At 42.9% G+C, this 26,057-nt stretch carries 31 protein-coding genes; 17 read left to right on the forward strand and 14 right to left on the reverse strand.

Annotated elements, in window-relative coordinates; translation table 11 throughout:
- The first annotated feature begins 144 nt into the window (after window positions 1-144).
- Window positions 145-768 carry a transcriptional repressor LexA gene (lexA, locus tag FO446_RS16475; protein ID WP_007718939.1) on the forward strand — a complete coding sequence of 208 codons (624 nt, stop codon included), beginning with the start codon at window positions 145-147 and terminating at the stop codon, window positions 766-768.
- A gap of 118 nt (window positions 769-886) precedes the next feature.
- Here lexA and FO446_RS16480 read toward each other — a convergent pair.
- A protein-coding gene (locus FO446_RS16480) for an IS1182 family transposase (RefSeq protein WP_237901043.1) occupies window positions 887-2,217 on the reverse strand; the annotation gives its coding sequence in 2 pieces (ribosomal slippage) (window positions 887-1,677 and window positions 1,677-2,217; 1,332 coding nt in all).
- Between the two features lie 174 nt (window positions 2,218-2,391).
- Complete coding sequence (locus tag FO446_RS16485) at window positions 2,392-2,877, reverse strand: DUF456 domain-containing protein (protein WP_221868635.1); 486 nt, start codon at window positions 2,875-2,877, stop codon at window positions 2,392-2,394.
- Window positions 2,878-2,985: 108 nt separating this feature from the next.
- On the opposite strand from FO446_RS16485, the gene FO446_RS16490 reads away from it, so the two are divergent.
- The gene (locus FO446_RS16490) at window positions 2,986-3,561 is read left to right on the forward strand and encodes a DUF4269 domain-containing protein (RefSeq protein ID WP_221868636.1); all 576 of its coding nucleotides are present in this window, start codon (window positions 2,986-2,988) and stop codon (window positions 3,559-3,561) included.
- On the opposite strand, the gene FO446_RS16495 is transcribed toward FO446_RS16490, so the two are convergent.
- Both FO446_RS16495 and FO446_RS16500 read right to left on the reverse strand, forming a co-directional pair.
- A complete protein-coding gene (locus FO446_RS16495) occupies window positions 3,558-4,247 on the reverse strand; it encodes an SOS response-associated peptidase (RefSeq protein WP_221868637.1) in 690 nt (229 codons plus the stop codon). The genes FO446_RS16490 and FO446_RS16495 overlap by 4 nt on opposite strands.
- A gap of 82 nt (window positions 4,248-4,329) precedes the next feature.
- Complete coding sequence (locus FO446_RS16500) at window positions 4,330-5,220, reverse strand: GNAT family N-acetyltransferase (RefSeq protein WP_237898536.1); 891 nt, start codon at window positions 5,218-5,220, stop codon at window positions 4,330-4,332.
- A 525-nt stretch (window positions 5,221-5,745) separates the two neighbouring features.
- On the opposite strand from FO446_RS16500, the gene FO446_RS16505 reads away from it, so the two are divergent.
- From FO446_RS16505 to FO446_RS16520, 4 genes are all read left to right on the forward strand, one after another.
- Entirely contained in the window at window positions 5,746-6,984 is a 1,239-nt protein-coding gene (locus FO446_RS16505) for a YncE family protein (protein WP_237898537.1), read from the forward strand.
- A gap of 42 nt (window positions 6,985-7,026) precedes the next feature.
- Window positions 7,027-7,254, forward strand: a complete 228-nt coding sequence (locus FO446_RS16510; RefSeq protein WP_237898539.1) for a hypothetical protein — start codon at window positions 7,027-7,029, stop codon at window positions 7,252-7,254.
- Window positions 7,255-7,505: 251 nt separating this feature from the next.
- Window positions 7,506-7,769, forward strand: a complete 264-nt coding sequence (locus FO446_RS16515) for a CD3324 family protein (RefSeq protein ID WP_007718970.1) — start codon at window positions 7,506-7,508, stop codon at window positions 7,767-7,769.
- Between the two features lie 157 nt (window positions 7,770-7,926).
- Window positions 7,927-8,565, forward strand: a complete 639-nt coding sequence (locus FO446_RS16520) for a FusB/FusC family EF-G-binding protein (RefSeq protein ID WP_237898540.1) — start codon at window positions 7,927-7,929, stop codon at window positions 8,563-8,565.
- A gap of 61 nt (window positions 8,566-8,626) precedes the next feature.
- Here the strand turns inward: FO446_RS16520 and FO446_RS16525 are convergent, their stop codons facing one another.
- The 4 genes from FO446_RS16525 to FO446_RS16540 form a co-directional block, all read right to left on the reverse strand.
- Entirely contained in the window at window positions 8,627-9,142 is a 516-nt protein-coding gene (locus FO446_RS16525) for an SRPBCC domain-containing protein (protein ID WP_173607910.1), read from the reverse strand.
- A 31-nt stretch (window positions 9,143-9,173) separates the two neighbouring features.
- Window positions 9,174-9,518, reverse strand: coding sequence for an ArsR/SmtB family transcription factor (locus FO446_RS16530; protein WP_173607911.1), 345 nt, complete (start codon window positions 9,516-9,518; stop codon window positions 9,174-9,176).
- Window positions 9,519-9,691: 173 nt separating this feature from the next.
- The gene (locus FO446_RS16535; protein ID WP_221868639.1) at window positions 9,692-10,657 is read right to left on the reverse strand and encodes an SDR family NAD(P)-dependent oxidoreductase; all 966 of its coding nucleotides are present in this window, start codon (window positions 10,655-10,657) and stop codon (window positions 9,692-9,694) included.
- Between the two features lie 111 nt (window positions 10,658-10,768).
- Window positions 10,769-11,275, reverse strand: a complete 507-nt coding sequence (locus tag FO446_RS16540) for a TetR/AcrR family transcriptional regulator (RefSeq protein WP_173607913.1) — start codon at window positions 11,273-11,275, stop codon at window positions 10,769-10,771.
- A 236-nt stretch (window positions 11,276-11,511) separates the two neighbouring features.
- On the opposite strand from FO446_RS16540, the gene FO446_RS16545 reads away from it, so the two are divergent.
- From FO446_RS16545 to FO446_RS16555, 3 genes are all read left to right on the forward strand, one after another.
- Entirely contained in the window at window positions 11,512-11,649 is a 138-nt protein-coding gene (locus FO446_RS16545) for a hypothetical protein (RefSeq protein WP_173607914.1), read from the forward strand.
- A gap of 568 nt (window positions 11,650-12,217) precedes the next feature.
- Window positions 12,218-12,304, forward strand: a complete 87-nt coding sequence (locus FO446_RS16550) for a YjcZ family sporulation protein (RefSeq protein WP_083261501.1) — start codon at window positions 12,218-12,220, stop codon at window positions 12,302-12,304.
- An 803-nt stretch (window positions 12,305-13,107) separates the two neighbouring features.
- On the forward strand, window positions 13,108-13,512 hold the full coding sequence (locus tag FO446_RS16555; protein WP_173607915.1) for a hypothetical protein: 405 nt from the start codon (window positions 13,108-13,110) through the stop codon (window positions 13,510-13,512).
- 595 nt (window positions 13,513-14,107) lie between these two features.
- Here FO446_RS16555 and FO446_RS16560 read toward each other — a convergent pair.
- Entirely contained in the window at window positions 14,108-15,055 is a 948-nt protein-coding gene (locus FO446_RS16560) for an ABC transporter substrate-binding protein (RefSeq protein WP_173607916.1), read from the reverse strand.
- Window positions 15,056-15,396: 341 nt separating this feature from the next.
- On the opposite strand from FO446_RS16560, the gene FO446_RS16565 reads away from it, so the two are divergent.
- The 3 genes from FO446_RS16565 to FO446_RS16575 all read left to right on the forward strand — a co-directional run bounded on the left by FO446_RS16565 (window position 15,397) and on the right by FO446_RS16575 (window position 17,700).
- Window positions 15,397-16,035 (forward strand): flavin reductase family protein, encoded by a 639-nt coding sequence (locus tag FO446_RS16565; protein ID WP_173607917.1) that lies wholly within the window; start codon window positions 15,397-15,399, stop codon window positions 16,033-16,035.
- A 205-nt stretch (window positions 16,036-16,240) separates the two neighbouring features.
- Window positions 16,241-16,627, forward strand: coding sequence for a GNAT family N-acetyltransferase (locus tag FO446_RS16570; protein ID WP_221868641.1), 387 nt, complete (start codon window positions 16,241-16,243; stop codon window positions 16,625-16,627).
- Window positions 16,628-16,902: 275 nt separating this feature from the next.
- Window positions 16,903-17,700 carry a putative protein N(5)-glutamine methyltransferase gene (locus FO446_RS16575; RefSeq protein ID WP_173607918.1) on the forward strand — a complete coding sequence of 266 codons (798 nt, stop codon included), beginning with the start codon at window positions 16,903-16,905 and terminating at the stop codon, window positions 17,698-17,700.
- Window positions 17,701-18,415: 715 nt separating this feature from the next.
- On the opposite strand, the gene FO446_RS16580 is transcribed toward FO446_RS16575, so the two are convergent.
- On the reverse strand, window positions 18,416-18,793 hold the full coding sequence (locus tag FO446_RS16580; RefSeq protein ID WP_173607919.1) for a PH domain-containing protein: 378 nt from the start codon (window positions 18,791-18,793) through the stop codon (window positions 18,416-18,418).
- Between the two features lie 96 nt (window positions 18,794-18,889).
- On the opposite strand from FO446_RS16580, the gene FO446_RS16585 reads away from it, so the two are divergent.
- The gene (locus tag FO446_RS16585) at window positions 18,890-19,219 is read left to right on the forward strand and encodes a DUF1259 domain-containing protein (protein ID WP_173608369.1); all 330 of its coding nucleotides are present in this window, start codon (window positions 18,890-18,892) and stop codon (window positions 19,217-19,219) included.
- An 866-nt stretch (window positions 19,220-20,085) separates the two neighbouring features.
- Complete coding sequence (locus FO446_RS16590; RefSeq protein WP_221868642.1) at window positions 20,086-20,910, forward strand: DUF6492 family protein; 825 nt, start codon at window positions 20,086-20,088, stop codon at window positions 20,908-20,910.
- A 553-nt stretch (window positions 20,911-21,463) separates the two neighbouring features.
- Here the strand turns inward: FO446_RS16590 and FO446_RS16595 are convergent.
- The 3 genes from FO446_RS16595 to FO446_RS16605 form a co-directional block, all read right to left on the reverse strand.
- The gene (locus tag FO446_RS16595) at window positions 21,464-21,715 is read right to left on the reverse strand and encodes a hypothetical protein (RefSeq protein WP_237898543.1); all 252 of its coding nucleotides are present in this window, start codon (window positions 21,713-21,715) and stop codon (window positions 21,464-21,466) included.
- Complete coding sequence (locus FO446_RS16600; RefSeq protein WP_237898544.1) at window positions 21,712-22,167, reverse strand: serine hydrolase; 456 nt, start codon at window positions 22,165-22,167, stop codon at window positions 21,712-21,714. The genes FO446_RS16595 and FO446_RS16600 overlap by 4 nt, the downstream gene beginning before the upstream one ends.
- Window positions 22,168-22,632: 465 nt before the next feature.
- Entirely contained in the window at window positions 22,633-23,199 is a 567-nt protein-coding gene (locus FO446_RS16605) for a DUF4062 domain-containing protein (protein ID WP_173607921.1), read from the reverse strand.
- A gap of 249 nt (window positions 23,200-23,448) precedes the next feature.
- Here FO446_RS16605 and FO446_RS16610 point away from each other — a divergent pair, with 249 nt between their 5' ends.
- The 3 genes from FO446_RS16610 (at window position 23,449) to FO446_RS16620 (ending at window position 25,278) form a co-directional block, all read left to right on the forward strand.
- Window positions 23,449-23,667, forward strand: coding sequence for a hypothetical protein (locus tag FO446_RS16610; RefSeq protein WP_221868643.1), 219 nt, complete (start codon window positions 23,449-23,451; stop codon window positions 23,665-23,667).
- Between the two features lie 79 nt (window positions 23,668-23,746).
- Window positions 23,747-23,956, forward strand: a complete 210-nt coding sequence (locus tag FO446_RS16615) for a hypothetical protein (protein ID WP_173607923.1) — start codon at window positions 23,747-23,749, stop codon at window positions 23,954-23,956.
- Between the two features lie 107 nt (window positions 23,957-24,063).
- Entirely contained in the window at window positions 24,064-25,278 is a 1,215-nt protein-coding gene (locus FO446_RS16620) for an IS256 family transposase (RefSeq protein WP_221869331.1), read from the forward strand.
- 306 nt (window positions 25,279-25,584) lie between these two features.
- Here FO446_RS16620 and FO446_RS29100 read toward each other — a convergent pair whose 3' ends face one another.
- Window positions 25,585-25,701 (reverse strand): MerR family transcriptional regulator, encoded by a 117-nt coding sequence (locus tag FO446_RS29100; protein ID WP_173608370.1) that lies wholly within the window; start codon window positions 25,699-25,701, stop codon window positions 25,585-25,587.
- Between the last annotated feature and the right edge of the window lie 356 nt (window positions 25,702-26,057).

Raw genomic sequence — 26,057 nt, forward strand, 5'->3', positions numbered from 1 at the left:
AACATACGTTCTGTCCTTTTGTAAACTCATAATAAATGAGAACGTATGTTCATGTCAACAATGAATCGAACTTATGTTTGTCGAACGCAAGCTCCCATGGTATAATATAGGAAAATATGTTCGAGAAATCAGGGGTGTCTTTCTATGTCAAAATTATCGAGTAGACAACAAGCCATCATCGAGTTCATACGAAAGGAAGTTCGTGATAAAGGATATCCGCCTTCTGTACGTGAAATTGGAGAGGCTGTCGGACTCGCTTCCAGCTCAACGGTACATGGTCATTTGGCACGTTTAGAGAAAAAAGGCCTCATTCGTCGAGACCCTACCAAACCTCGCGCCATCGAATTGCTATCAGATGAAGATCGTTTTCAAGACAATTTCGAAGACTCTGTCGTCCGTGTGCCCGTAATCGGAAAAGTAACTGCTGGACAACCGATTACAGCCATTGAGGATGTGGAAGAATACTTCCCGCTTCCAGACAATATCGTGACTTCAGACAAGGTCTACATGCTGCGTGTCTCCGGGAACAGTATGATTGATGCCGGAATTCTCGACGGAGATTACGTCATTGTTCGCCAACAACACGTAGCGAACAATGGTGACATTGTCGTAGCCATGACAGAAGAAGACGAAGCGACCGTCAAAAGATTTTTCAAAGAAAAGAACCACTTCCGACTCCAACCGGAGAATGCCACAATGGAACCGATCATTCTGGAGCATGTCACCATTCTCGGTAAAGTCATCGGTGTCTATCGCCTCATTCACTAGTTTCCACGTAAAAAAGGACAGCCTCGGCTGTCCTCAGACTGAAGAGAAACCCCCATTTTGGGGATTTCTTTTTGGTATTGTTCCAGCACGAAGTGCTGAAAAAGAGGATAGCCTGCACCTAACTTGCTTTCGCTAGGTGTAGTGCTATCTTTTTAATGTTTTGAACTGTTGCTGTCATCAATACCTGCTCTTGGACATTTTCACGTCCGCGTAACCTACAATAGCGAAGCCCATGCAGTTCTTTAGCATCTGCAAAGCTTCGCTCTATGGTTTGGTATCTTAATCTATACAAATATTTCCCTGATTTACTTAAACGGTTCTGTCGAACCCATTCCTTACTCTCTTCCCAAACGTGCCTGCTTATCACCTTTTGGTGATTTTTAGATCGGGTACACTCAGTAAGCCTTGGACAAGTTTTACAAATTTCTTTATTGGACTTATACATCCTGTATCCGTTTCGATCAGTAGTCGAATAAGTAAGCTTATGTTTTTGAGGGCATATGTACACATCGGACTCCAGAGCATATTTAAAACGCCATTTAGCAAAAAGGCCTTTAACAGGTGTAAAGGCACGATGACCGATGACAGCAAATACATTTATATCGTGAAGTGCCTTGCAGATTGGAGTAGTTAAGTAACCAGCATCTAATGCAATTGCTTCAATTGTATCCTTAAACCCAAACTTCTCGATTTGGAGATTCAGCCTATCTATGTAAGGAACGGAATCATGGACATTGCCAGCAGTGACATGGACATCGGTAATAATATTGTACTTATGATCGACGGTCCGGTGATCGAGATAGAAAAAGCCTTCGGGCTTGCTGTCTCGAACCATGTAGCCACTTTCTGGATCAGTAGTACTCACCTTGATTTCCTTTTCTTCCTTCACACCCTCTCTAGGCTTTAATCCTTTTTTCCATGTACTTCGCGGTCTTCATTAATTGCTGCCTCTAAATCTTTGAGATAGGCACGACTCGTTTTCTCGATGACATGCTTCTTAAATTTTCGTTTATTCGCATTTGCTTTAAGATGCGTGGAATCACTTATCAATACACGTCCAGCGACCATTCGATGCTGAATCGCCAAACGCACAATTTCATCAAAAATCTCCTGAAAAACATTTGTATTTTTAAAACGGGTTCGACGATTCCAACTGATTGTTGTGTGATCTGGAACTCGATCTGTTAAAGAAAGGCCAAGAAACCAACGGTAGGCGATATTAGTCTGGATTTCTTTTTCGAGCTGCCTCTCTGAGCGGATACCGTAAAGGTATCCAATGAAAATCATTTTAAATAAAACAATAGGATCAATGGAAGGTCTACCGTTATCCTCGCAATAATATTGACGTACTTTTTCTCGGATGAAAGAGAAATCTATATGTTTTTGGATGACCCTTAATAAATGGTCCTCTGGGACCAATTCATCGAGGCACACAAATTCGTAATGCATTTGCGGATTTTTATCATTGGAGGAAAGCACAATTATCACCTACTGTTAAATGTAATTATAAGAATTATAACAAATTAACGCGGTGTCGCTTTAAAATTAAGTGAAACAAAAATGGCTGTCGACTTTCTCGACAGCCTGAGGACAGCCTCGGCTGTCCTTTTCGTTTTCTATATGTTATCTGGCGATAAAAAACCAGATGATCATCGTAACTTGCAAGATGACTTTTACGACCGCACTGCCCAAAAATCCGATCAGTGAACCTACCCCTGCTTTCACTGCTCGCTCCATCGATTGCTTCTGCACCATTAACTCTACGATAACGACGAATACAAACGGCAAGATCAGCATACCAAACGGTGGAAACACGAAAATCCCGAGGATAATTCCGACCGCAGCGGCAATGGACGACCATTTTGACCCCCCATACTTTTTCACGAAGTACATGTTCGTCAGCAAGTCAGCACCGTAAAGTAGAATGCTTAGAACGACCATTCCCCACCAAAAGGATGCCGGCAATCCCGCTCCCGGATCTGCAATAAAAAAGTGATAGAGTAAAAAGCCCGCCCACAGCAAGATCGTATCAGGTAAAACGGGTAAGAAAATTCCTGCGATGCTAAGCAAGAACAATAACACAACTACGACCCACAAAAATATTTCCATCCACTACACTCCCTTCATTTAGGTATACGAGTGATTACCGATTTCGTTGCGTACTTATTCACTTTTGTCTAAACTATTTTAAAAGAAAGTAGACATGGAGGTTGTCTCATGAGAAATTGGCATGATCTCTCTTACCTGGGCAGAGGAACAATACGCCAAAAAGCGGCGTTGGAAGCAATTCAACAGACGCACCTCATGGAAGTACTATCCGATTACCGTCCAGTGCTTGCCGGAACCATCCCATTGAACATTGACGTTGTAGGAAGTGATCTGGATATTATTTGCGAGAGTCATGATTTGCATCAGTTTGAGCAGGTTGTTCGTAAAGCGTTTGGCTGTTTGCCTGGATTTGAAGTGACTCAACTAGATATAAAAAGTATTCCCACGTGCGTTATCTCTTTTTTCACAGCTGACTTTTGGTTTGAATTGTTTGCTCAACCGTTAGCTGTCGAAAAGCAAAATGCCTATCGTCATATGGACATCGAAGCACGATTGCTAGAAATAGGGGGCATGGATGCATACCAACACATCAGAGCTCTGAAGCAAAGCGGCATCAAAACCGAGCCTGCATTTGCTCGATACTTTCATATTCCAGGTAGTGATCCATATGAGGCCTTGTTGCAATTGGAATCGTTAACCGAACAGGAATTACGTGAAAGAGTTCATCTCCTACGAAAGGATTAATCTTCAAGCAAAGAGCCGACCTCTACTTCTTCAATACAGGAAGGATCATCATTTTTGGGGCTGCCCACTTTGGTAGATACCGGATACACCATCATCTCGCTGGAATCATAGGGGGTAAACAGTGACTGGAGCTGCAACCGATCATACTTCTCCCGATCAAGCCATAAGTCCTCGCCATCTTTCTTTAAGATGACAGGCATTCGCTCATGAATATTCTCCATGAGCTCATTCGCCTTTGTCGTAACAATCGTACAGGTATGTACTTTTTCTCCCTCTTGATTCGTCCACGTATCAAACAGGCCAGCAAAAGCGAATGGTTCCCCGGTTTTCAACATGATCCGCATCGGTTGTTTCCCTGAAATGGTGTTCATCCACTCATAAAAGCTGTCGGCAGGAAGGATGCATCGCTTTCGGGCGAAAAGCTGTTTGAATGCTGGCTTTTCATTTAATGTCTCGCAACGTGCATTGATCATTTTGTAGCTGCTCTTCTCATCGGCAGACCACGACGGTACTAGCCCCCATCTCAACTGACCCATACGCCGTTCGCCGCGATCTGCAATAATCGCTGGAATGAACTGACCCGGTGCAATATTGTACCGTGGCTTTGCATCAAATGGAATGACTTCGATTTGGAACCGTTCCTTCCATTTTTCCAAGTTCGTTACGAGAGTAAAACGACCGCACATGCTTTTCCCTCACATCCTTCCCTGGATGCCTGCTTTTCTCTTCTATTTTTACTGTTTCACCTGACGCGTCATTTCAAACCTTCTATGCGTGTGAAGTAAGCGGAAAACGAAAATGTTCTGCCTCTATTTTTAACGAGGGTCGAACAAATAAGACATCATCGGTCGTTGTCATCCATGCAGATTGGATCTTTTTATTCTCACTATCCGGCATGAAGTGAAATTGAATGTTTGAAGTCTCAGCCGTTACCAAATGAGAGATGACCGCTTCTATATCAACTGGTTCTTTGCTTACAAGATCAAATACATGCAGTTGGTCGTCTTCTCGTTCAAATAAGACAATCACATCCTCCTCTTCGAGATAATAGATCGCATCCCGAAAAACAAGCAAAAAGTAAAACATCAACAGATGCTCGCTATCCTTCACGCCTAGTCTCGATGAAACGGGGATTCTTTTAGCAGCAAATTCCTTCATAATATTAAAATCAGCCTCATTATCGACATCCAGCTTACGCAAGACCGATTTTTGTCCCACTTGCTTTTTCAGATCGGACGCCAATAAACGAAAACTACTTTCCAGTGCTCTCTCAAACCCGAACTTCGGATAAAAATCGAGCACGGTATCATTGGCATACAAATATATAAAATCGTATTCCTTCTCACGTGTTTCAAGAATATGATTCATCAATTTCGCTGCCAAGCCTTGGTTGCGATAGGCAGGATGCGTCATGACCGTTCCGATCTGAAGTGCCTTATACTCTTTCCCATTGCATGTCACGAGCATCTTACTGGCAGAAGCGTTCGCAATAACCTGTTCCCCATCCAAATAGGAATAGCAAACATAGTTGGCGTTCCAAAAACCCTTGTTATCCCATTCTTTAAAATCGAGCTGAAAGATCTGCTTGGCAAGGTCATTAAAGCTTTCCTTGTATGTTTCGATATGCTTGTAGTCGCTAATCAATCGATATTCACCCATGTAAAAACCTCCCATTCCATTGTTTGTGCTGTTTGTCATCATTCATTCCTCTTCAGCAATCCCTTCTTTCCAAATAAAAAAGACCACAAGAAGAATTCTCTTCTCATGGTCAAATTAATCGTTGTGATGAAGATACCTATCCCGAACAGAATAGATACCGTGCTCAAACGTGAAATTTGTTTAAATGAGATACAATGCCTTCTAATCGCTTTTGAAAAAAGGTATAAAAAAGAAACAAAGGGGCGCCCTTCATTTGACCTTTTCCCATATAAAATTCATTCGAATTTTACTTAGCGATTATCAGTTTCATCATACTCAATCAAAACCTCTTTTCACGTTCATTACTGTAACTATATAGCAGTTTCCATGGACTGTAAATGTTTTATCACTTCATGATTTTTCTGAATGGAAAAGAGAAAAAATACGTCCTGCCATTTGTGCTTCTGTTACTTGTCAATCATCCATTTCAAAGCAGCCTCTCTTTCATAAACTGTGTTAACGATGTTGTTAAAGGGAGGGTTATACGTGGAACATCATAAGAAACAGAAAGGAAAAGAAAGGGAAGACAACAAAATCTATGTATACGCTGAGGAAGTGGAGATAAAAACAGGAAAAGTAAAGGGACACTCTCGCTGCTCCACTCCCGAAACAATCGGTTTTCAAAACCTGCGTAAAAAACTTGTCCACTGTATTGGACAAATCATATCCTTAATGATTAGAGGATGCTGTGAACCTATCGAAGGGCGTTTGACAAATGTTGAAAAAGGCATCCTCATTTTAGATGCGAGCCATGTGGTCCCTATCTCTGAAGTCACTTCCTTTTCCCCTATCTTTATTGCCTATGTCACAAATTCAGGAGACGATCCGAATGATGATACCATATCCGTGATTAATACTTCAACGAACACGGAAATGGCAGCTCGCATTCCTGTTGGAGACAACCCTGTAGGAATTGCAATTACACCGGATGGTTCCCGTGTGTATGTAACGAATTCGTTTCATAACACTGTCTCGGTGATCAGCACCGCTACAAATACGGAAATCCTGCCGCGAATCGCTGTAGGAGACTTCCCATTCGGTATCGCCATCACTCCTGATTGTTCGCGTGCTTATGTAGCAAATTTGTTTGGTAATGATGTTTCCGTGATCAATCTCGCTACTAATACAGAAATCCTGCCACGGATTCCGGTCGGAACGAACCCGGTTGATGTCGCAATCACTCCAGATGGTTCACGTGTATATGTGACGAATTCCTTTAGTAATAACGTCTCCGTAATCAGAACTGCTACCAATACCGAAATCCTGCCACGAATCACTGTCGGTACGTTGCCCATATGTATTGAGATCACTCCAGATGGTTTGCACGCCTATGTGACAACTGGCGCTGGTGATGGGATTAGTGATTTCGTCTACGTCATTAACACTGCCACAAACAATGTTTCGGAGAACCCCATCCCGGTTGGGGATGCTCCCAGAGGGATCGCGATTACACCAGATGGTTCCCGTGCGTATGTTACCAACTTGTTCGACAATACTGTTTCCGTGATTAATACTGCTACTAACACAGTCATTGGGGCTCCAATTCCAGTGGGCTCAAGTCCTATTCGTATTGCGATCACTCCAGATGGTCTGCGTGCTTATGTGACAAATATTGATGAGAATACGGTCTCTGTGATCAACATTGTGACCAATACCGAAATCCTGCCACGGATTCCGGTTGGTGATTTCCCATTCGCAATCGCGATCACTCCGAATTGCCTCTAAATGTATCTTTACTTACTGTCTCCCGTGAAGGAGGGAAGGGAAATGAAAAAGCAAGACATTCTCCGGTTTATCGAGAAGGAGTTACAGGAAAATTCTGAAGCAACTAGCTTGGCAATCTCGCAAAAGTACAATATCCCGTTTATTCTCGCTGAAATCTATCAAATTAAGCTCAAAAACCTGTTATATAAAAAGAGGGCAGACCATAAATCTGCCTTTCTTTCTGTCATTTTTGTAGGTATCGTTACACAAACAGGCCATTTTCTTATATAATTCAAATAGCCCCTTTCAAAAAAGGGGGACACCGTTTTTAAAATGGACCTCGAGGGGGGTGTACGAATGGCGAATGCACTCAATTTGCCACATACCGCAGCGGCTCATGCAAAGCCTAGAAATAGTAAGGCGATACTTTGCATGAGGTGGTCTTCCGTTTAAACGAATCATCGCCTTCATTTGCGTATCTCATTTCCTATTTCTTGGCTTTGCCCCTTATTTGCCTATCTATAAATAAGGAGCGAGCAGAAATGAAATGTGTAAAAGCAAACTTAATCCTTCCTGAATCGTTACTCGCGGAAATTCAAAAGTACGTGCAAGGAGAAACCATCTATATTCCAAAGACAAAAGTAACCCATCAAAAATGGGGGACGCGCACCGGCGGGAGAAAGCTCCTGGATGAGCGGAATACGGCTATTAAAAGCAGCTTTCGGGCCGGGACGGCTATTTCTCAGTTAGCGGAGGAATACTTTTTGTCTACCGAGACGATTAAAAAAATCGTGTATACCAAATAGACGTTTATAAAGCACTGACGACTTTTCCATTTAAGTTGTCAGTGCTTTTTTATGGCGAGTTTTTTTGGGAAATGTCCTCTCCCTTTCTCTTCGCTTGCAAACACGTTAAAGTAAAGAAGAACCCACCTAACAAGACAGAAACAGGAGGAACCGCAAGATGGAACCTTTTATCCATACGCATCAATATCACTTCATTAAATCACGCGTTCAAGCAATCATGAACGCCTATGCGACCAGTACCGATGTCAACGTGATTCGTGCTCGCAAAGAAATCGCCCATGAAGAAATCTTTCAATTGTTCCCAAACATGACGGAAGAACAAAAAGAGATTTTGCAACCGATTGACTCGATCAAAGAAAAGGCAGAAGGAAAACAATTTTTGCATCAACTTTCACCATTTGTGATTCCCTTCCCTGCTCTCACAGAGTCTTCCATTAAGAAGCTCTTTCCGAAAGTAAAGAAGTTGAAAGTCTCGAACTTAGCTGAGATCGATTTTTCCGAAATCTCTTATGTGAGCTGGCTAGACACTTCTACGGAAAAGAAATTTATTGTTGCTTACCACGAAGGAAAACTGGTTGGCATACACGGACAGTTTACAAGCGTAAACAAAAAAGGCGTTTGTGCGCTCTGTAATCGCTTTGAGGAAATCGGCATGTTCGTCCTTGAAGCCAAAGGTTCTGGGGATGGAACGTATTTGAAAAAAGGAAACTACATTTGCCAAGACAGTATGACGTGCAATCAAAATATCATTTCGCTGGATAAGCTGAACGATTTTATCTCTCTTATGGTGAAATAAGTCTGCAACGAAAATGAAAAAGCCGTCTGGTCTCCATGCCAGGCGGCCTTTCCTATGTTCCTTACTTGATCTCGGTGAGACTTTCTTCCAAACGATCCCATGTTTGGGTGATGCCCTCTAGCATGCCCATGTCCATAACAGTTTTGAGAGCTTCCGCAGATACATACTCAGAACGGTTGACCAGCTTCGTCTTGCCACCCAAATCGATGAATTCCATCATAACCTCTGTCGAAGGCATGGCATCATTTATGTTGCCTTCTGCATCTGAAAAGTAATCGGTATAGACAATTTTCTCTGGCTCAACAATCTCCTTATAAACGCCTTTGCCCCAAGATTCCATTCCGTAAAAATCACCTTGGTTCTTATCGACGCACTTCATGCAGTAGTGCCAAACACCGCCTGGTCGGAAATCAACATGACAAACCGGGAGTTCCCAGCCTTTCGGTCCCCACCAACGCTTGAGATGCTCAGGCTCCTTAAACATCTTGAACACCAGATCTCTAGGCGCGTCGAATACACGCTCCAGTACCAGCACCCGGTCGTTCTCTACCCTTGAAATCATTGCGTTTCTTGTCATAGTAATTCCTCCTCATTCATTAGAATGGATCTCAATCATTTTCTTTGTTTTGCAGTTCCCGCAAATAGTCTTCCAGATTATCGAATCTCTCTTCCATAACACGCTGGAATGACTTCACCCAAGAATCCAGCGCTCGGAAGGGCTCGGGCCTGAGTTTGTAAAATCGGCGATTGGCTTCGGCCTTCACATCCACGATACCGTTGTCACTAAGCACCTTCAAATGCTTCGAGGCTTGGGGCTGGCGAAGCCCCAGTTGGTCAGCGATTTCCCCTACAGTCAGAGGGCCCTCGCGCAAAAGTTCGACGATTTTCATACGATTTGGTTCAGCCAAAGCACTCAGCGTCGCCATGTCCATGCCCGGATTCATCCCTGACATGTCACTCACCTCGTTACATGATGGATTCTACGTTCATCTCATCCCCTTCAGCGTTATTGTGATCGTCCTGTTAGGTAAAATATACACCGAAGGGAATATTCCTGTAAAGGAATATTTTAAGGGATTTCACAGGTTATTTCATTAGTGATTAATCAATCACAAACGGTCAACATTTATTTGATGGAAGCACGATTCTGCAAATGCTGGATCGTTGCTGTTATTCCCTCCTCGAAATTCGTCGCTGGAATCGGTCCAATCAGCCGTTGATATTTTTCTCCGCTAAGGATCAAAGGTTTTTCAGTTAAGTACAGCATCTCGACAACCTCCTTCATCACCGGGACGAACAGCCCTAACAAAGACAAACCAATTTTCCCAAGTGGAATGACAGGTTTTGCGGTGCCACTTGCTTTTTGGGCGATTCGGACAATATCTCGACCGGAAATGATGCCTCCACCTGGGATGTGCCAATTTTGTCCATAAGCAAACTCACGGCAGGCCAACTCTACGATCATCTTCGCCGCATCCGGTAAGTAAACAAACTCGCGAGGAACATGCATGCTCCCAATGAAAAGACCCGGTTTTCCAGCCGCAATAGCCTCAAGTGTGGAACCTAAATACGATGCTTGATTAGCAGTGGGTCCATAATAATCCGGTAATCTGACAATCATCGTTCGCGCATGATCCCACCGACTGCTAAACAGCATCTGTTCAAATGCCAACCTGATTTTTCCTTTCTTCGTATGCGGTTGCTTTGGATGCTCCTCCGTCACTGGTTCCATCTGCTTTCTCCCGTATGGATAAATGCCGTCTACTGCTACAACCTTCAAACCTCTCTTGTTTGCGGCTTCCATGATCGCTTCGCCAAGTGGGATCAGCTTATTCACCATCTCGTGGTAAGGGACGTTTGCACAATGGAAGAGTACATCCGCTCCTTCCGATGCAGCTACGATGTCTTGAGACCGGAATGCATCTCCGACGGCCAGTGACAAATGTACTGGATTCCCCAGGTCTGACGCCATTTGTTCTAGCTTTTGTCGAGATCGCCCAAAAGCAATCGTTTCAATCCCTCGATTGATGAGCTCTTCCAAAATTGCGGCTCCCGTTCCGCCTGTTGCCCCGACTACAATCGCTTTTTTCATTCGGATCATCTCCACTCGTTTTATTTTGTGATCGATCAATCACTAACTAATTTGAACTATAACGCTTTAGTTAGTGATTAGTCAATAACTAATTCTCGCAATTTTTCTCAGCTACACCTCCATCAATTCTGGCATGTCCAAAGCCACTGAAATGTTACACAGCATTCCTCTTGCCAGGAAAATAAGCGTTCTCTCTTCCGGATTCGCGATGCCCGCTTTGCGAAAAGCTGTTAGGACAATCTGACGAACCTCCCGAAATGCTTCGCGCATTGCCTCACGAATCAAAGGCTCTTGAATCGTCTGAGCCTGCATTTGAAGCAGTATTTCATTTTGATGGGATGCCAAAATCTTTTCATATGTCTTGATTAAATCTGTTTCCAACTGCTCTTTGGATGCGGACTCCACAACGAGACGGAAAGAGTCAATGATCCGTTCCCATGACGCCTCTAATGCTGCCAGTAACAACGCTTCCTTCGATGCAAAAAACTTGAAAATATACGGCTGGGAAATCTTTGCACGCTCTGCAACCTGCGCTGTCGTTGCCCGAAAATATCCGATTTCAGCAAAAACCTCAATGGCCGCAGAAATGATTTCCGTTTTACGATTGACTGACGTCATTGCAGGATCGCCTCCCTTTTAGTGATTCATCAATAATATCTGATTATACGTCAGTTTGTGATGGGTTTCAAATGACTTATATCACTCAACAAACTTCGCGATTGATGATGGACGTGGCAGGTCCCCTCTGCAGATGGGATTAACTGTGTCCTTTTCATCTACTCCATTTATTCAGAATATATGTTGTTCCCAAGCGTATACTTTTTTGGAAGGCAAACTAATGAGGGGGAAGATTTATGAAAAAATTTACTCTGTTTGGTATTGCTGCTGCATTATTTCTAGCGCTTTCATTTCCTGGTGTTAGCAGCGCAAAAGAACAACGTGTACCATGTGAAGCTGACGGGTATTGCGGATGGCCGACCTATAGCGTTTAACACCAACCATTCCAATGAAGTTGGAAAGAACCAACGATAATTCCTGTATAAAACGACGACTGCCAACACAATTGCAAACGATCTTGGCGACAAAGGTGCTAAGGGATATTAATAGGTTCGTAATTTCTACTTTGTATTATTAATCAAACATCATCTACCGACTGATAAACTATCGGTATGATGTTTTTCTTTTTTTGGATTCATTGTAAGTCCACTTTAGTGGTAAAAGAACTGGTTTCATTTGCATTTTCTATTGAATCGTTTTCTTTCTGTTCCTCGTTTTCATATACAAATGTATGTAGCAGGGAGAAGAAAGTATGAAAGACCTTATGAAAATGATGAGTACTTGATAGAGCAAGAAGGTTGTCCCAAATGCCATGAATGTGGCTAGGGGATAGCCTTTTTTTTGGTCGTATATCCCCTGCTGATTTAACATTTTTGAGCGCTTGGACATGGCTGGAACATGCCCAAATTTTTTACTTACTGTGGTATCGCCCTTACATAGCTCCTCAATTTGCATAGCTTGAGTTTGAGGTTCTTCCTCATACTTTTCAAAGGGGTGATATCGATGGGATTCTTTGACGACAATTTTGCTTTGGTCTTGGTTCTTTTCGTTTTATTAACAATTGTTGCTTGCAGCTGTGATGATTGTTAATATCTGTCCAATGTGATGGGCGGCTAGGCTGCCCTCTTTCTCCCTCTATGACATCTCGGAGCTTTGAGCCCTTCTTTTGTCCAATCCTCCCACGTTACGCTTTGGTAGAAGGAGTGTAGTATGGTGGAGAGGTTAGATTAGGACGCCCTGTCCTACGACAAAACTTTTTCTTTGGTATTTCATTCACTTACCATTTCAACAAAAGAGCCGCCCGGTTCTTTCTCCGAGCGGCTAAATGTCTTCATGTGAGGAATTTTGTTCCAACTACATACTTCAGAGTAGTATTTCTTTTACGCTTTCCACTTCCGTCGTCATCATAATAAAGGGGGTCCGGTTGTTTACGAATGAGGCCGTTTCTTTGAATCTCGTTTTTGTATAAGCCTATCCCCTTCCCTTTCAGATCCGGTTTCATTCCGAGCCCGATATCGAATATTCCTGCGGATATTTCCAAATTGCGACTTGCTTTGCATCTGTCATTATCATCAAATGAAAGTTCATTATCCCCCTCCATCTCCATAAACCACTGAAACTCACTTTTTGCTTCCTATAAGACCATCCCCCTGTTTTTCGCATCGTGAATATTGCCAATGACCGTGATCGTTGCGATTAATTTTTATACGATGCTTCCTGTAAGCTCACCTGCTAGGTGGATTGAACTGTAGGCATTTGCCTTAGCAAAATTTATTCTGGGTGGATTTTCATAACAATGTAAATATTTACCATTTGATTTGATTTGAGTATAATTACCTTTAGCTTATGTATTTAGAATTTGGTCAGAATTGATTAAAAGGAGTGTACTAGGTATGAAAAAACAGCTTCTCTCTATTTCGATGTTCGCTTTACTCCTCTCTTGCGCACCTGCATATGCCTCCGCTTCTACCAATGCTCATGTACAAGGTGGACCAAACACAGTCACCGTTGAGCAACAAACGCAAGCAGAATCATTCACCAAATATTACTACCTTACTCCTGGGCAGTTAAGTCCAAAAGAAGCGATTTATCTAAAAAAAGGGCAGGAACTCCGTATCGGTGCAAAAGGTAGCTTTGCTTATTACACAGTTTATAATGCTCAAAATAAACAGATTTGGAGCGGCACAACAGGTATCATTATTAAGGCTGATGCGGACGGGTATCACTACGTACAATTTCAAGCGCCCTATTCTTATCAGGATCAAAATGTAATCGTCGCTACTTATACGATTCAGTAAAACATGCCCTGGTGACGTTCCTGAATGCTAATCCACATACATTTTCGATACATGGGGTACATTTGACCAATCAAATGGACACTTGTATTCGTACACTATCTTAGATCGTCATCAAGAGGTGATATCACTTGAAAAAGAGAAAATCTAGGTCTAAGCGATTCACGAAAGTAAATGGTCAATTGGTTGAATTTCTTCCTAGTTTTCAAGAATGTATGAACGAATGTAGACGTGTAAGTCCGCCTCATGAAGATTGTGAAACGCTATGTCTTCCATATCTTGACTCAAGAAGAGTACGATTGGATGAAGAGTGTTACGATCGTTGCCGCCGTTGGAGATCTCACGGGATTTGTGATCACATTTGTCAGGTGCCCTATTGAGCACGAGGTTTGGCGTACCCGACTTTTTTGTCCCAATCTCCCATCATACGCTCTAAGAAAATAGCGTGCTGTTTTGTGGATAGGTCGTTTTTCCTGTTTACGTCTTGTTTCGTGGGTGCCGTCTGGATGACCTCTATTTTTTGAACGCACCCACGAAAGAAAAAACCCCTCGTGACAACATGCACAAGGAGTTTCGCTTTTCTGTGTTGATCGCATCGCTATTGCTTTTTCAGCAACATGCTTCCAATTTCCTCTAAGAGCATTTCCTTTCCAATTGGGCCAAAGGCTTTGATGTTGAATGTTTCATTGCTTACCTCATAGAGATGGCCTTGTTGAACTGCCTTGTTGCTTTTCCATACTGGGCTCTTTTTCAGTTCTGCGTATACATCATCCGCTTTTCCGCCGAAATTGACGAGGAACATATGGTCTGGCTGAAAATTCGTCAGTCCCTCCAGTTCGATCATTTCCATTGTTTTATCAGCAGGTGTTCCGGCTGCTGGCTTCAGGCCGAGATCAGTGAACAAGATATCTGCATATCCATAATTCCCGTACACGCGGAACAATTTTGGCGTTACGGCCAGGAACATAAAAGTCTCGTCGCCGTAAGCTTGCTTAAGTTGCTCGTGCATTCCTTTCGTCTTCTCGTCATACCCAGCCAGCCATTTGTTCACGTCCTCTTCTTGTCCAAACAGGCGACCGATTTCTTTAAACTTATCACGCCATTTGTCCATGTCTGTCTCCAGAACGACCGTCGGCGCAATTTTGGACAGTTGCTCGTACACCTTTTGCTGGCGGTTATTCATAATAATCAGGTCTGGCTTTGTTTCTACCACAGCTTCGAGATTAATGGAGTCATCCCACATCCAGCCAACTGGTTTTACATCTGTCAGCTTATCCGCAACGTGGGACATGATTTTTGTTTTGTATGTATTGGCCGTAGCAACCGGCTTGTGTCCCAAAATTAAAAGCTCCTCCGCTGCTCCCGATACGTCTGCAATTCGCTTTGGCTCCGCAGGGATCGTCACTTCCCCCATCAAATGCTTGACTACGCGTGTCTCAGGCTTTTTCGGTGCTTCCGAAGCCGTTTGGCTGCTTCCACAACCCGCGGATACGGCAGTAACTACGGCGACCAAGCAGGCCAGTACAATTCGTGTTCCTTTTTTCATGTGCTCATTTCTCCTTGTCACGTGATGTTTGGTGTGAGGTATTATTTGATAATGATTATCATTATAAGTGACAGAGAAGATAATCACATATTTGAGCTCTCATGTCAATGATTTTTATATTTTTTGTGTATATATAAAAAATGAGTTTATCGTCTTGGTTCATGAATGCGAGTTGTGCTTGATGTACGTCCCCTTCCTCCCCTTCTCATCAGCAATGTAGTGCAAAGTTCACTCGAAATGAAATAGCAAAATAACGAAATGGATAGTGATTATAATTTGAACTAGGTCTCATATCTGAGGCGATGGAAAACTTTTCTTTTCGAAGTGGAGGGAGCGCGATTATGCATAAGGTAGTTGAGCCAAAAATTCTTTACTTTGGGACGCCGGTTGTACTCATCAGCACTTTAAATGAGGACAATTCTGTCAACCTGGCCCCCATGTCTTCTGCCTGGTGGCTGAATCAATCATGTATGCTTGGAATGAGTAGTTCATCTCAAACCGTTGCCAATTTGTTGCGCGAACGCGAATGTGTTTTAAATCTTCCTTCGTCCGATCTTGCTCATGCGGTAGACCGTCTAGCTCTGCTTACTGGGCGAAATCCTGTCCCAGAGCGCAAGGCTAATGTGGGATACCAATTTGAACCGGATAAATTCGGAACAGCTAGGCTCACCCCCCAAGATTCAGACCTGATTCGGCCTCCACGCGTTGCTGAGTGCCCAGTTCAATTGGAGGCACGATTAGAGCAGGTCCATAATTTTGAATTGCCCAGTTCTTTAAAAGCTATTGAAGTAAAGATCGTACGCGTTCACATTGATGAACAAATCCTAATGACTGGCGAGAAGAACTACATCGATCCTGAGAAGTGGAGCCCACTGATTATGAACTTCTGTGAGTTTTTTGGCCTTAGCACCAAGCTGCACCCGTCAAGATTAGCACCAGTTTTTGGTCCATCTCCAAGTTCTGTTAGCAAATCGAATTAAACATCACTAGGGTGCTATTGAGCGCCCTTGAATCAAGCTATCAAAAGAAATGAATAAACGTTGAGGTTTCGCTATATATAAGCAGTCTTCGCCTTGATCCTCTAGAAATCAGCTCACCTGTTCCAAGTCAACCATTAGTCTCATGTCTCAAAACGAGTGATATTAAAATCAGAATAAGCTATTTTGATAGAATGGAGCGAAAGTAATGCATGCTGTATTAATCAACCTCCCCATTCATAATAATGAAGTACCAGACTTAAGAGAGTTAGTTGGTTGGGAGAGACGAGATGGAGATTTCCCAACGTTATTGGAAAGATGCAATTACTGGGCAGGACTCCGGGATGAAAACGGAACACTCATTGCCTTCGGGTATGTTTGTGGTACTGGATTACTACATGGGTATATGGAAGATTTAATTGTGCATCCAGATCATCAAAAGCAAGGGGTTGGTGTAGCCTTAGTAAAAAAACTGTTAGAGGAAGCAGAACGTACTGGCTTAGGTATTGTAACGGTAACCTATGCCTCCGAACATACTGAGTTTTATAAAAAAGGTGGTTTTACTGCTTGCCCTGGTGGACTATGGAGGAAATAGCGTAATAAATATCAACTTCGTCCACCTTTTCTAAAGTGAAGCATCAGGAGCCAGCAATCGGCTCCTCTTTCTATATGAGCACTTATCAATTTCATTTTTTAAATAGAGTTGTTTCGAGTCGTCGCAAGACATATTCGGAATGAAAATTTCTTTCTTCATTCACTCACCCATGCAATTCCTCCCATTTTTCAAATCGTTTGTTGTGTTGCCCCTAAGCATAGAATAAAATCAAATACATAAAATTACATCAATTCTGAAGTGAGGGAAATTAGTATTTGAAAAATGATTGGATTCATGGCGAGCAATTTTTTTCTACCATCGTCACTAAACTTCAGGGAGCTGGGTGTGTTTTCGCTGAAGATGAAGCCAGACTCCTCATCGCCTCGGCAGAAGGTACGGCTGAACTTTCGGACATGGTAGAACAACGGACATCTGGCATGCCTCTCGAACACATTATCGGCTGGGCGGAGTTCTGTGGGCTGCGGATTACGGTGGATAAGGGAGTTTTCGTTCCCAGACAGCGTACAGCATTTCTCGTTAGACAGGCTACCGACCTCATCCGTCAAAAGTCCGTTGTGCTTGACCTATGTTGCGGTTCAGGGGCGGTGGGTGCGGTTCTTGCTCACATAAAACAGATCGAATTGTATGCTACAGACATTGATCCAGCCTCGGTGCAATGCACCCGTCGCAATATTATTACCGCAGACGGTCACGTATACGAAGGAGACTTATTTGAGCCTCTTCCAAAAATACTTACGGGGCGCGTTGACGTCATCGTTGCCAATGCTCCCTACGTTCCCACCAAATCCATCGAATTTCTCCCACCTGAAGCTCGCATGCATGAGGCGAGAATAGCACTCGACGGGGGATCGGATGGGCTTGACGTTCAGAGACGAGTAGTTGCTGCAGCACCACTCTGGCTGGCTCCTGGTGGACACTTACTCGTTGAAACAAGCGAGCGTCAGACACCACAGACAGTCGCTATCTTCACTCGTTGCGGGCTGAAAACACGGGTTACACGGTCTGACGAGCTCGATGCTACCGTCGTAATCGGAACGAAAACGACTCCCTAAAATGGTTTAGGAGTGCACTCCTGTCCACAGGGAGAGCTCAGTGACGATGGTACCGGGGTGTACGGAGAACCCGCTACATGGTGTGGATTGCCCATACGCCTCCCATTTGTTGTAAGAGGCTGCAGATAATTCGAATCTTCGAAATTGAAGTCACTTAGTCTATGAACGCCTGAGTCAAAATGCAGCGGCGAGCAAAAAAGTTTACCATCGCCTTATTGTAAAAAACGGTACAAAAATAGCTGCTCATTCAGGCTAATTTGGTACCGCATGATATTATGTACAAATTAAATGCTGCTTGTCATGTATGGTAAGCAACATCGGGGAAATAAACATTGTGGTCATCTCGATAAAAAAAAGCCCCAACTGCTTTAAGCAAATTGGGACACACAAGAAGTAATACGTGAATAAAAAAGTAGTTATCCATATAGTAGGATATCCGCTCGATATTTACTACAAGTATATATAGGTATGCATACCTTCTCTTGCCAAAAAAAATAGCGCAGACTCATCTGCACAGATTGAGTCACACGCCTTATCCCCAAGAGAGTCTACACTAGATTTCATCTTACATTACTTATATCGGTTTGATTGGGCGGCTATTTCCTGTATAAATATTGGTAAATAGTTTGTAATAATCCCTTACTCATAGATACTCTTCATCATGTCCAAGAATGATGTAGCATAATGATTTGGGCAGTCCCTTTATCAAGCGATACTAATCCAAAATGTAATCGGCCAACACACTCTGTATATGGTAAATATTCAAGTTCTTGTTAAATTGCTTTTGGATCGGTACTGAACTTCCAGAAACCCAAATTTTCAATTCCGCATCCAAATCAAAATTTCCGGCTGTTTCAATGCTAAAATGATTAATACTTTTATAAGGAATGGAATGGTACTCTATCTTTCTACCAGTAATGCCTTGCTTATCAACCAGTATTAACCGCTTGTTGGTGAAGATGAACATATCACGAATTAATTTGTACGCCTTTTCTATTCTCTCATTGTTCGCTAAGATTTGAGCATACTCCTTTTGAACATCTGCAATGTTAACTTCCGAAGCGTTACCCATTAGACCGTCTAAGAAACCCACATTAACGTCCCCCTATTCAACTAATTGATAAATCATATTCTCGAAGCAGCTCAAAATTCCTACTGAATTGGTTACTATAGCCTCAAGGCGGCAGAGATTACCTGGACATTCAGAACAGTTAGGAATATTCCCGTAACCATTTTAAGACGTCCTTCTCGTTCAGCACTAACGGTACCGATGATGTTTTCATTTGAATCAATGGATCAAAATGGGAAGGCGCTTTGTTTGGGGGAAACAGTAATTCTCCCAGAAGAGATTAACCCATTCATTTCTGTTCTTCGCCATTACGATATACTGGTTACTGCCCTTCACAATCACTGGCTTTTTAACAACCCTGGCATCATGTTTATACACTTCGAATCAATAGACGAGCCCGTCCAATTTGCCTATAAAGTTCGTCACGCCCTTTCAGTCCTGAAGCATTAATCTTTACCCCTTTATCGGGTATTTTTACGAATTCTCGTTTCGAAGGTTTTCCTCGTAATCCTAGAAACGCTAAGTCAAGCTTTTTTGATCAACATATATACGTATCGGGATAAATACAGCGAGACGTCCTCATTTGGCCGTCTTTTTGCTTTGACAGGCATTTCGTGCATACTTTAAGTTTCAAAGGGCTCACCCTCGGTATTAAGCTCTACTTTTACAAGACTCTCAATACTGGGACAATAAAAGTAGCTTTCTATCTTCTTTTTCTTCATTTATCACATCATGTTCTAAGTCCCGATAGGTAAGAATCCCAATGCTTGGTAATGCTTGCGTTTCCTGACCCAGATAGGCGGATTGACCACAAAAGAATCATCATTTCACCACGTAACCGTAACTACTCACCCGACGTGCCGTTCTACTCGAACGGCTATTTTACTTTGTACACAGAATGAATGAATTCATCCCGATATGAATTTGGCATAGGTCTTTCATGGTCAAAGCCCATTCCCACCTAAACGCCTTTTGCTTGTTTCCTCTGATTTCATCTGGGCCATCATAGCGCTCCTGGTTTTCTGCCAACTCCATGTGTTCCCGTCTACCTTCAGAGAAACGTATTTATCCAGTCAGTACCATCTGAGTCGGATTGAACTGCCATTGTTATAGATCAACAATTTCGACGAGACAAAGTGAGTGAGGAGTTGCTCCATGACTCAAGTAGGCTTGACAAACACACATTTCGCAGGATTTCCATATCTGTCGTATTCCCGCTAAGAAAAAAAATCATATCCTATCTGGAAAGTCGGACACTTTGGCCAACCTTTCAGACAAATATGCTTGAAACTGCTTAGCGAAAAGGAGTTGAGAAGTTGACACGTTCAGCGAAAAGCACCTTCAACAGCTCTATTAAAATTGATGTCCTGATCCCAGCTATTGAGAAAGATCTTGGCACGCTTCCCTATGTCATTGACAGTATCCGTAAGCAAGTGAAGCATCCTGTCGGTAAGATCATGGTTGTATCGCCACCAAGCAAACGAATTCAAGCCCTCTGCCGGCGTAAAAACTGCACCTTCATCAATGAAAGACGCGTCCTTCCAATTACAAAAAAAGACATTCACTACCAGACCAAACGCACCAATCGCTCAGGCTGGCTGCTCCAACAATTGTTGAAGCTGGCGGGAGGAAACTTGACCAAGCAAAGGTATTATCTTGTGATTGACGCCGACACCATTCTTATTCGACCTCATGTCTTTCTCGTCAACGGGAAAACCATTTTTTACTGTCGTAACTGGAGTCGTCCCGAGTATTTTCGCACCTATAAGAAATTAATGGGCACGAGACCAACCGCTTCACGCTCTTTCGTTGCCCACTATATGCTGTTCGACAAATCGAAGCTCTCCCGGCTAAAGTCTAAAATTGAGGCCAGGCATAAAACTAGATGGTATTGGGCGATTATCAAGAAAACAAACAAGCAGAGTTATGCCGGCTTTTCCGAGTTCGAAACTTACGGTAACTTCGTGAAAGCTCACTACCCCGGTCATCTGGTTGTAAGAAGTTCCCTTAACAAAAGCTTATCTTCAAAACCGGCATCACTTACTCGCAAACGAATCATCAGACTGGCTCAGAAATACAGGTCCATCTCCTTTCATAAACGCGGCTGGTATATCCGGAAGAAGAAGAACGTGAGGAAATAAAGAGCTGATGTGTATGCCCACTTCTCAAAGAAAGTTGAATTAGATAACATGGACAAGTTTGAAGCTACATGGAATTTGTGTACTCAGAAAAAAAGAGTGGGCAACTAAGTGGACAATATTCGAAAGAGCTATTCTTCAAACTAAGTGCACCCAGGTGGCTATCCAAGCTCCTGGGTGCACTTTGCTTTATAGTAAATGGCCTTTTCTCTCAAGCTTGTTTGTTAACAGAATCGCGAACTCCCCCGCTTCCATCCAAGCATTGCAAAACCAAGTCCTAGACTGCGGCTGGTTTATTGAACTCGTTCTCCGTTAAATTGAACGACCGATTGTACTGCATGATAAATTCTCATCTCAAATTAACTTTGTAAGTGTAATCTGATAGCCATCTAGGGTCTGCATACTCCGAATATTTGTTCAAGATAACCCTCTTACTCTTTACTTAACTCCTCGAATACCCTTGTAGACAGATTCGCACAGCTCTGCTGTAAACCTGCCTGACATTCCTTCAAGCGCCGTATTGGTGAACCCTACAACACTAAGCTCCTCTCTCGGATCAACAAACCATGAGTGACCATAGGTGCCGCCCATCCGCCAAGTTCCCGGCGCTTCCGGTGTTATTAGCAGCCGCTGGGTCTTTAAGCAGCGTGAAACCAAGTCCAAAGCCTCTCCCCGGCCAGTAGGGCATTACAAGGTTACCAATTTGATTGGTTGTCATTTTCGTATCAAGAGCCTCCGGCAAAATCGGATTTCCTCCCTGCCGCAAAGCTTCCAGCAGTTTGAGAAAGTCTTCTGCGCTGCCAATCATGCCAGCTCCCCCGGAAGGATAAGCTGTCTTATCGGTAAACCTGTTTGGGGAAAGGAGGAATCCTGCCGTCCCCTCCACGAATGGAACGGTATCAAAATCGCGCAAGCGCCGAGCTCTCCAGCGCTGTCTGCGTAAGCCGTAGTCAATCTGTCCGTGTCCACGGCCTTGAAATCCGTGTCCATCATGGAAAGCGGATGAGTTACAAGCATCCGTACAGCTTCACTTAGCGGCATTCCAGTAACCTTTTCGATGACCGCTCCGAGCACGTCTGTTGCTATGGAATACCTCCACATTTTCCCCGGCTCATATAGAAGCGGGACAGAAGCAAGTCTTTGCAGATTCTCTTCAAGTGTAATTCCCGTCAGATCCATGCCGTCCGATACCCCGGCAAGCTCATAAGTTCTCTTTTCTTCCTGGAAGAAACGGTAAGTTAAGCCTGCGTTATGCGTCATCAGATGCCGTTTCCTCAAGACCGAGCAATTCAGGAAGCACAAGCTAAAGCAAAATGGGATGGGTCTTGTAGCAACAGCGTTTCAGGAACGGGTAGAAACAATAAAGATGGGCAGCACGGTTATTGATAAAGATGTGATCGAGTGTGAAGCTGATGCAAATCACGCCGGCGACGCTCCCCCGAAATAATGGAAAAGACCCAACTCCTACAATTAAGGAGTTGGGTCTTTTCGGTTGCAAGTTCCCCTAATCACCAGAGGCATTCTTGCCTGTTTTATTTCTTAATTCAAATAAAACGAATACACATAGATAAGCAAGTGATGAGATTAACCACTCATCGAAACGATCATTGTAGTCTACATATCGTACACGGTAAAACTACAGGAACCATTCGGGGTTCGTTCTTTGTCATTAAAGGAGAACATTAAGCGAAGACAGAAGAAAGGGGCTGATTGCCAGCCCCTCTTTCATTTCTTTTTCTCCAACTCCGCCTTTAATCTTGCATTCTCTTCCAACAGCTTTTGAACGTCCGGGACGTCCTTGCCGGAAAACCAGCCATACAAATCGTCTCTTGCTGCATACTCTGGCAATTGATCACGAAGTACCATTTTAATGTGCCGTACATCTTCAACATAGTAGATAGGAATTTGTTCCATGACCGATTGCTTAAACTCTTGAAATTTCTGATAATATTCAATTGCTGCGAAGTCGTAAGGCTTTTGTCTTAATGCTTCATCTGTGACAACAAAAGCAAATCTAGGTTTGCCCGCTTCTCCGGCATACTCATATTCCCATTGCGTATAGCTCTTGGATTCATCAGGAAGTGTTAAACCATAGAATCCTCCGAGAATCAGGATATATACATCGGACTCGTCGATCCATCTCTTCCTAATTTTCATTGGACTTTCCTTGAAAAATTGCTCGACTCCAGCAGGGATATGACCGGCTTGGAGCACGGCTTCAACAGCGGTATGTCTTTCCTCAATAAGATCGTAGTAAGTAGACGATATGTATATTTGTAATTTTTTTCTCATAAGCCCACCCATATTAAGAAATAGTATAAATAAAATCTACCACTCACTCACTTTATTTGTCAAAATTGACTGATGTTTTCATGCAGCAAGGTTGCACCTGTGCCATATGCCACTATAAACAGTTCTAGGCGCTTGAGTCTCCATGCTATTCTCTTCCCCCATGTATAAGCGTAATGTTGTGTTACAACGGGTCTAGAAGGAATTCATTTTTATTTGCTTGGAAAAACTACGTTAGAAAGGAGTGCTTCGATGACTAACCAAAAAGAAACGAAAGATCAAAGCGATAAAAAGGGTATATTTCAGTCAGATGTCGACTACGTCGAGGCGTTGGAACAGTCGCTCCCCGATGGAGCAAGTGAGGAATTTGGACCAGACATTGGGATTCCGTCGAATTATGAAGCGAACCAATCTGGGACCAAGGTAAGTCTAAGCGGCTTTGAAGTAAGCAAGCATATTGGTAGACTGTAACCCTCGAGATTCGGGGATTTTCTTTCTCACACCAGTATTATAAGCAAGGAATGTAAAAACAGATGAAGGAGTGATTAGAATGACTCAATTCGATGTTGGATTGGTTCACAGGCTAGCTGACCAAATGGAGGGTCTTGCTTCGAATATTAAAAAGCATGTAAACTCCCCAAATGAACTAAGCGAGGACATAAAACAGATGAAGAGTATCCTCAATGGTTTTCAAACGCTAACCAATTCGTCTGAAGATAGTGGAACCTATCCAATTGCAAAGGATAACGATGTAAGATAAGGCGCTAGATTGTAAAGGTAGTTAGAATCCCCAGAGTCTGTAAAATATTCTGTGTAAACTCTCAACCTCTAAACTACAATTAGTCTTAGAAAGGTTGGGAGATTTTTATGATGTCAAAAGAGCAGATCAAGCAGTGGATCAAGGAGAAAAACATGAAGTCTGTGGACGATGTTCAGTCAGCCTTGAAGGATTTGTTTGCTGAAACGATCCAAGAAATGCTCGAAGCTGAGATGGAGTCCTCACTTGGATATGCCAAGCATGACATGAAAAACAAGCGAACAACCAATAGCCGCAACGGTTATAGCAAAAAAACGGTTCGCTCCGAGTATGGCGAAGTCGATATTCAAATTCCTCGTGATCGTGAGGGAGAATTTGAGCCTGCCATCGTAAGGAAGCACCAGTCCAATGTAACAGGGATCGAAGATCAAATCCTCGCGCTGTATGCAAAAGGCGTATCCACACGTGATATTCAAGATCATCTACAGCAGCTCTATGGCATCGAAGTCTCACCAACACTCATTTCTAATGTCACGAACAAAATCGTTCCACTGATTAAAGAGTGGCAAAATCGCCCCTTGCAATCGGTATATGCCGTTGTTTTCTTAGACGCTATTCACTTTAAAGTAAAACAGGACGGGGCTATCGTCAACAAGGCTGCCTATATGGTCATTGGCATTGACCTTGACGGTCATAAAGATGTCCTTGGTATCTGGGTTGGCGAGAATGAATCGGCTAAATTCTGGCTACATGTACTCAATGAACTGAAAAACCGTGGAGTCCAGGATATTCTCATTACTAGCGTCGATAACCTCCGAGGCTTTACGGAGGCTATTTCAGCATGTTATCCAAAGACAGAGATTCAGAAGTGTGTCATCCATCAAATACGTAACTCTATTAAATATGTTTCCTATAAGGATTTAAAGAGAGTGACAGCTGAACTAAAGCCTATTTACAAGGCTCCAACGGAGCAAGCTGCACTGGAAGAATTCGATCAGTTTGAGCAAACTTGGGGGAGTAAATATCCCTTAATGGTACGCTCCTGGCGTTCCAACTGGGAGGAGATTGCGACCTTCTTTAAATATCCTCCAGAGATTCGAAAGCTGATCTATACAACTAATGTTATTGAAAGTTACCATCGTCAACTTCGAAAAGTAACGAAGGGAAAAGCTATATTTCCGACAGACGATGCCCTTCTAAAGATGTTATATCTCGTAACCATGGATGTCTTACGAAAATGGACGGGAAGGGTCCACAATTGGGGACAGATTCTCATGCAGCTATCTGTTTTCTTTGAGGATCGCGTACGGCCACACATCCGTTAACAAGTAAAAGAAAGGCTTCATCCCCGAAGGGATTGTCTTTTTCTACACCCACGTGTCAAGGGTTCGCTTTGCCTTACGCCCTTGACCCTGTTGGCTTCGAAAAAGATGTCCTAATTAGGGGGATGAAACCTTTTCATATATCGGTTGATTGAGTTTACACAAAAATCTTGACAGACCCAATCCCCATCAGCCATCACTGCACCCGTGAGGCATCAAACTCCTGGGTGCACTTTACTATATGGAATAATTTCTTTCCTTCATGCTTGTTTGTTAACAGGATCGCGGCGCCCTCCAGCTTCCATCCAATCATTTACTGAGTTGAAAGCGAAGTGCTGGTTTTCGTGAACTTAATGATCCGAGTCGAGATGCTGGTAATGTACCTTCGCGTACCATAATGTAGATCGTGTCAGAAGAAATATTCAGGTATTTGCTGCTTCATTAACAGTTAACCACTTTTCAATTGCAGGCTCGTCCCCATCCTTTCTAGTAATCTCCGTATCAACATCTGTACCAACCTATCATCCTCTAATAGTTGCTGAATTATTACTTCGAGAATATCTACGGATTTGTTCAATTATATTCACCTTTTAAAATTATGTAACTGACCTTATCCGCAGTTTATTGGTGGTGGAAAACAGTTCGTTTATTTATCCGATTACATGGATCGATACTAAATGAAAAAAAGCTTACATCAAAAAAAGTTGATTTAATTATTGCATCTTCTTGGTAATCATACATATAATAAATGCATCAAGAAAAATTGATGAATGAGGTCGTAA

Source organism: Brevibacillus brevis (assembly GCF_022026395.1).
Lineage (GTDB): Bacteria > Bacillota > Bacilli > Brevibacillales > Brevibacillaceae > Brevibacillus.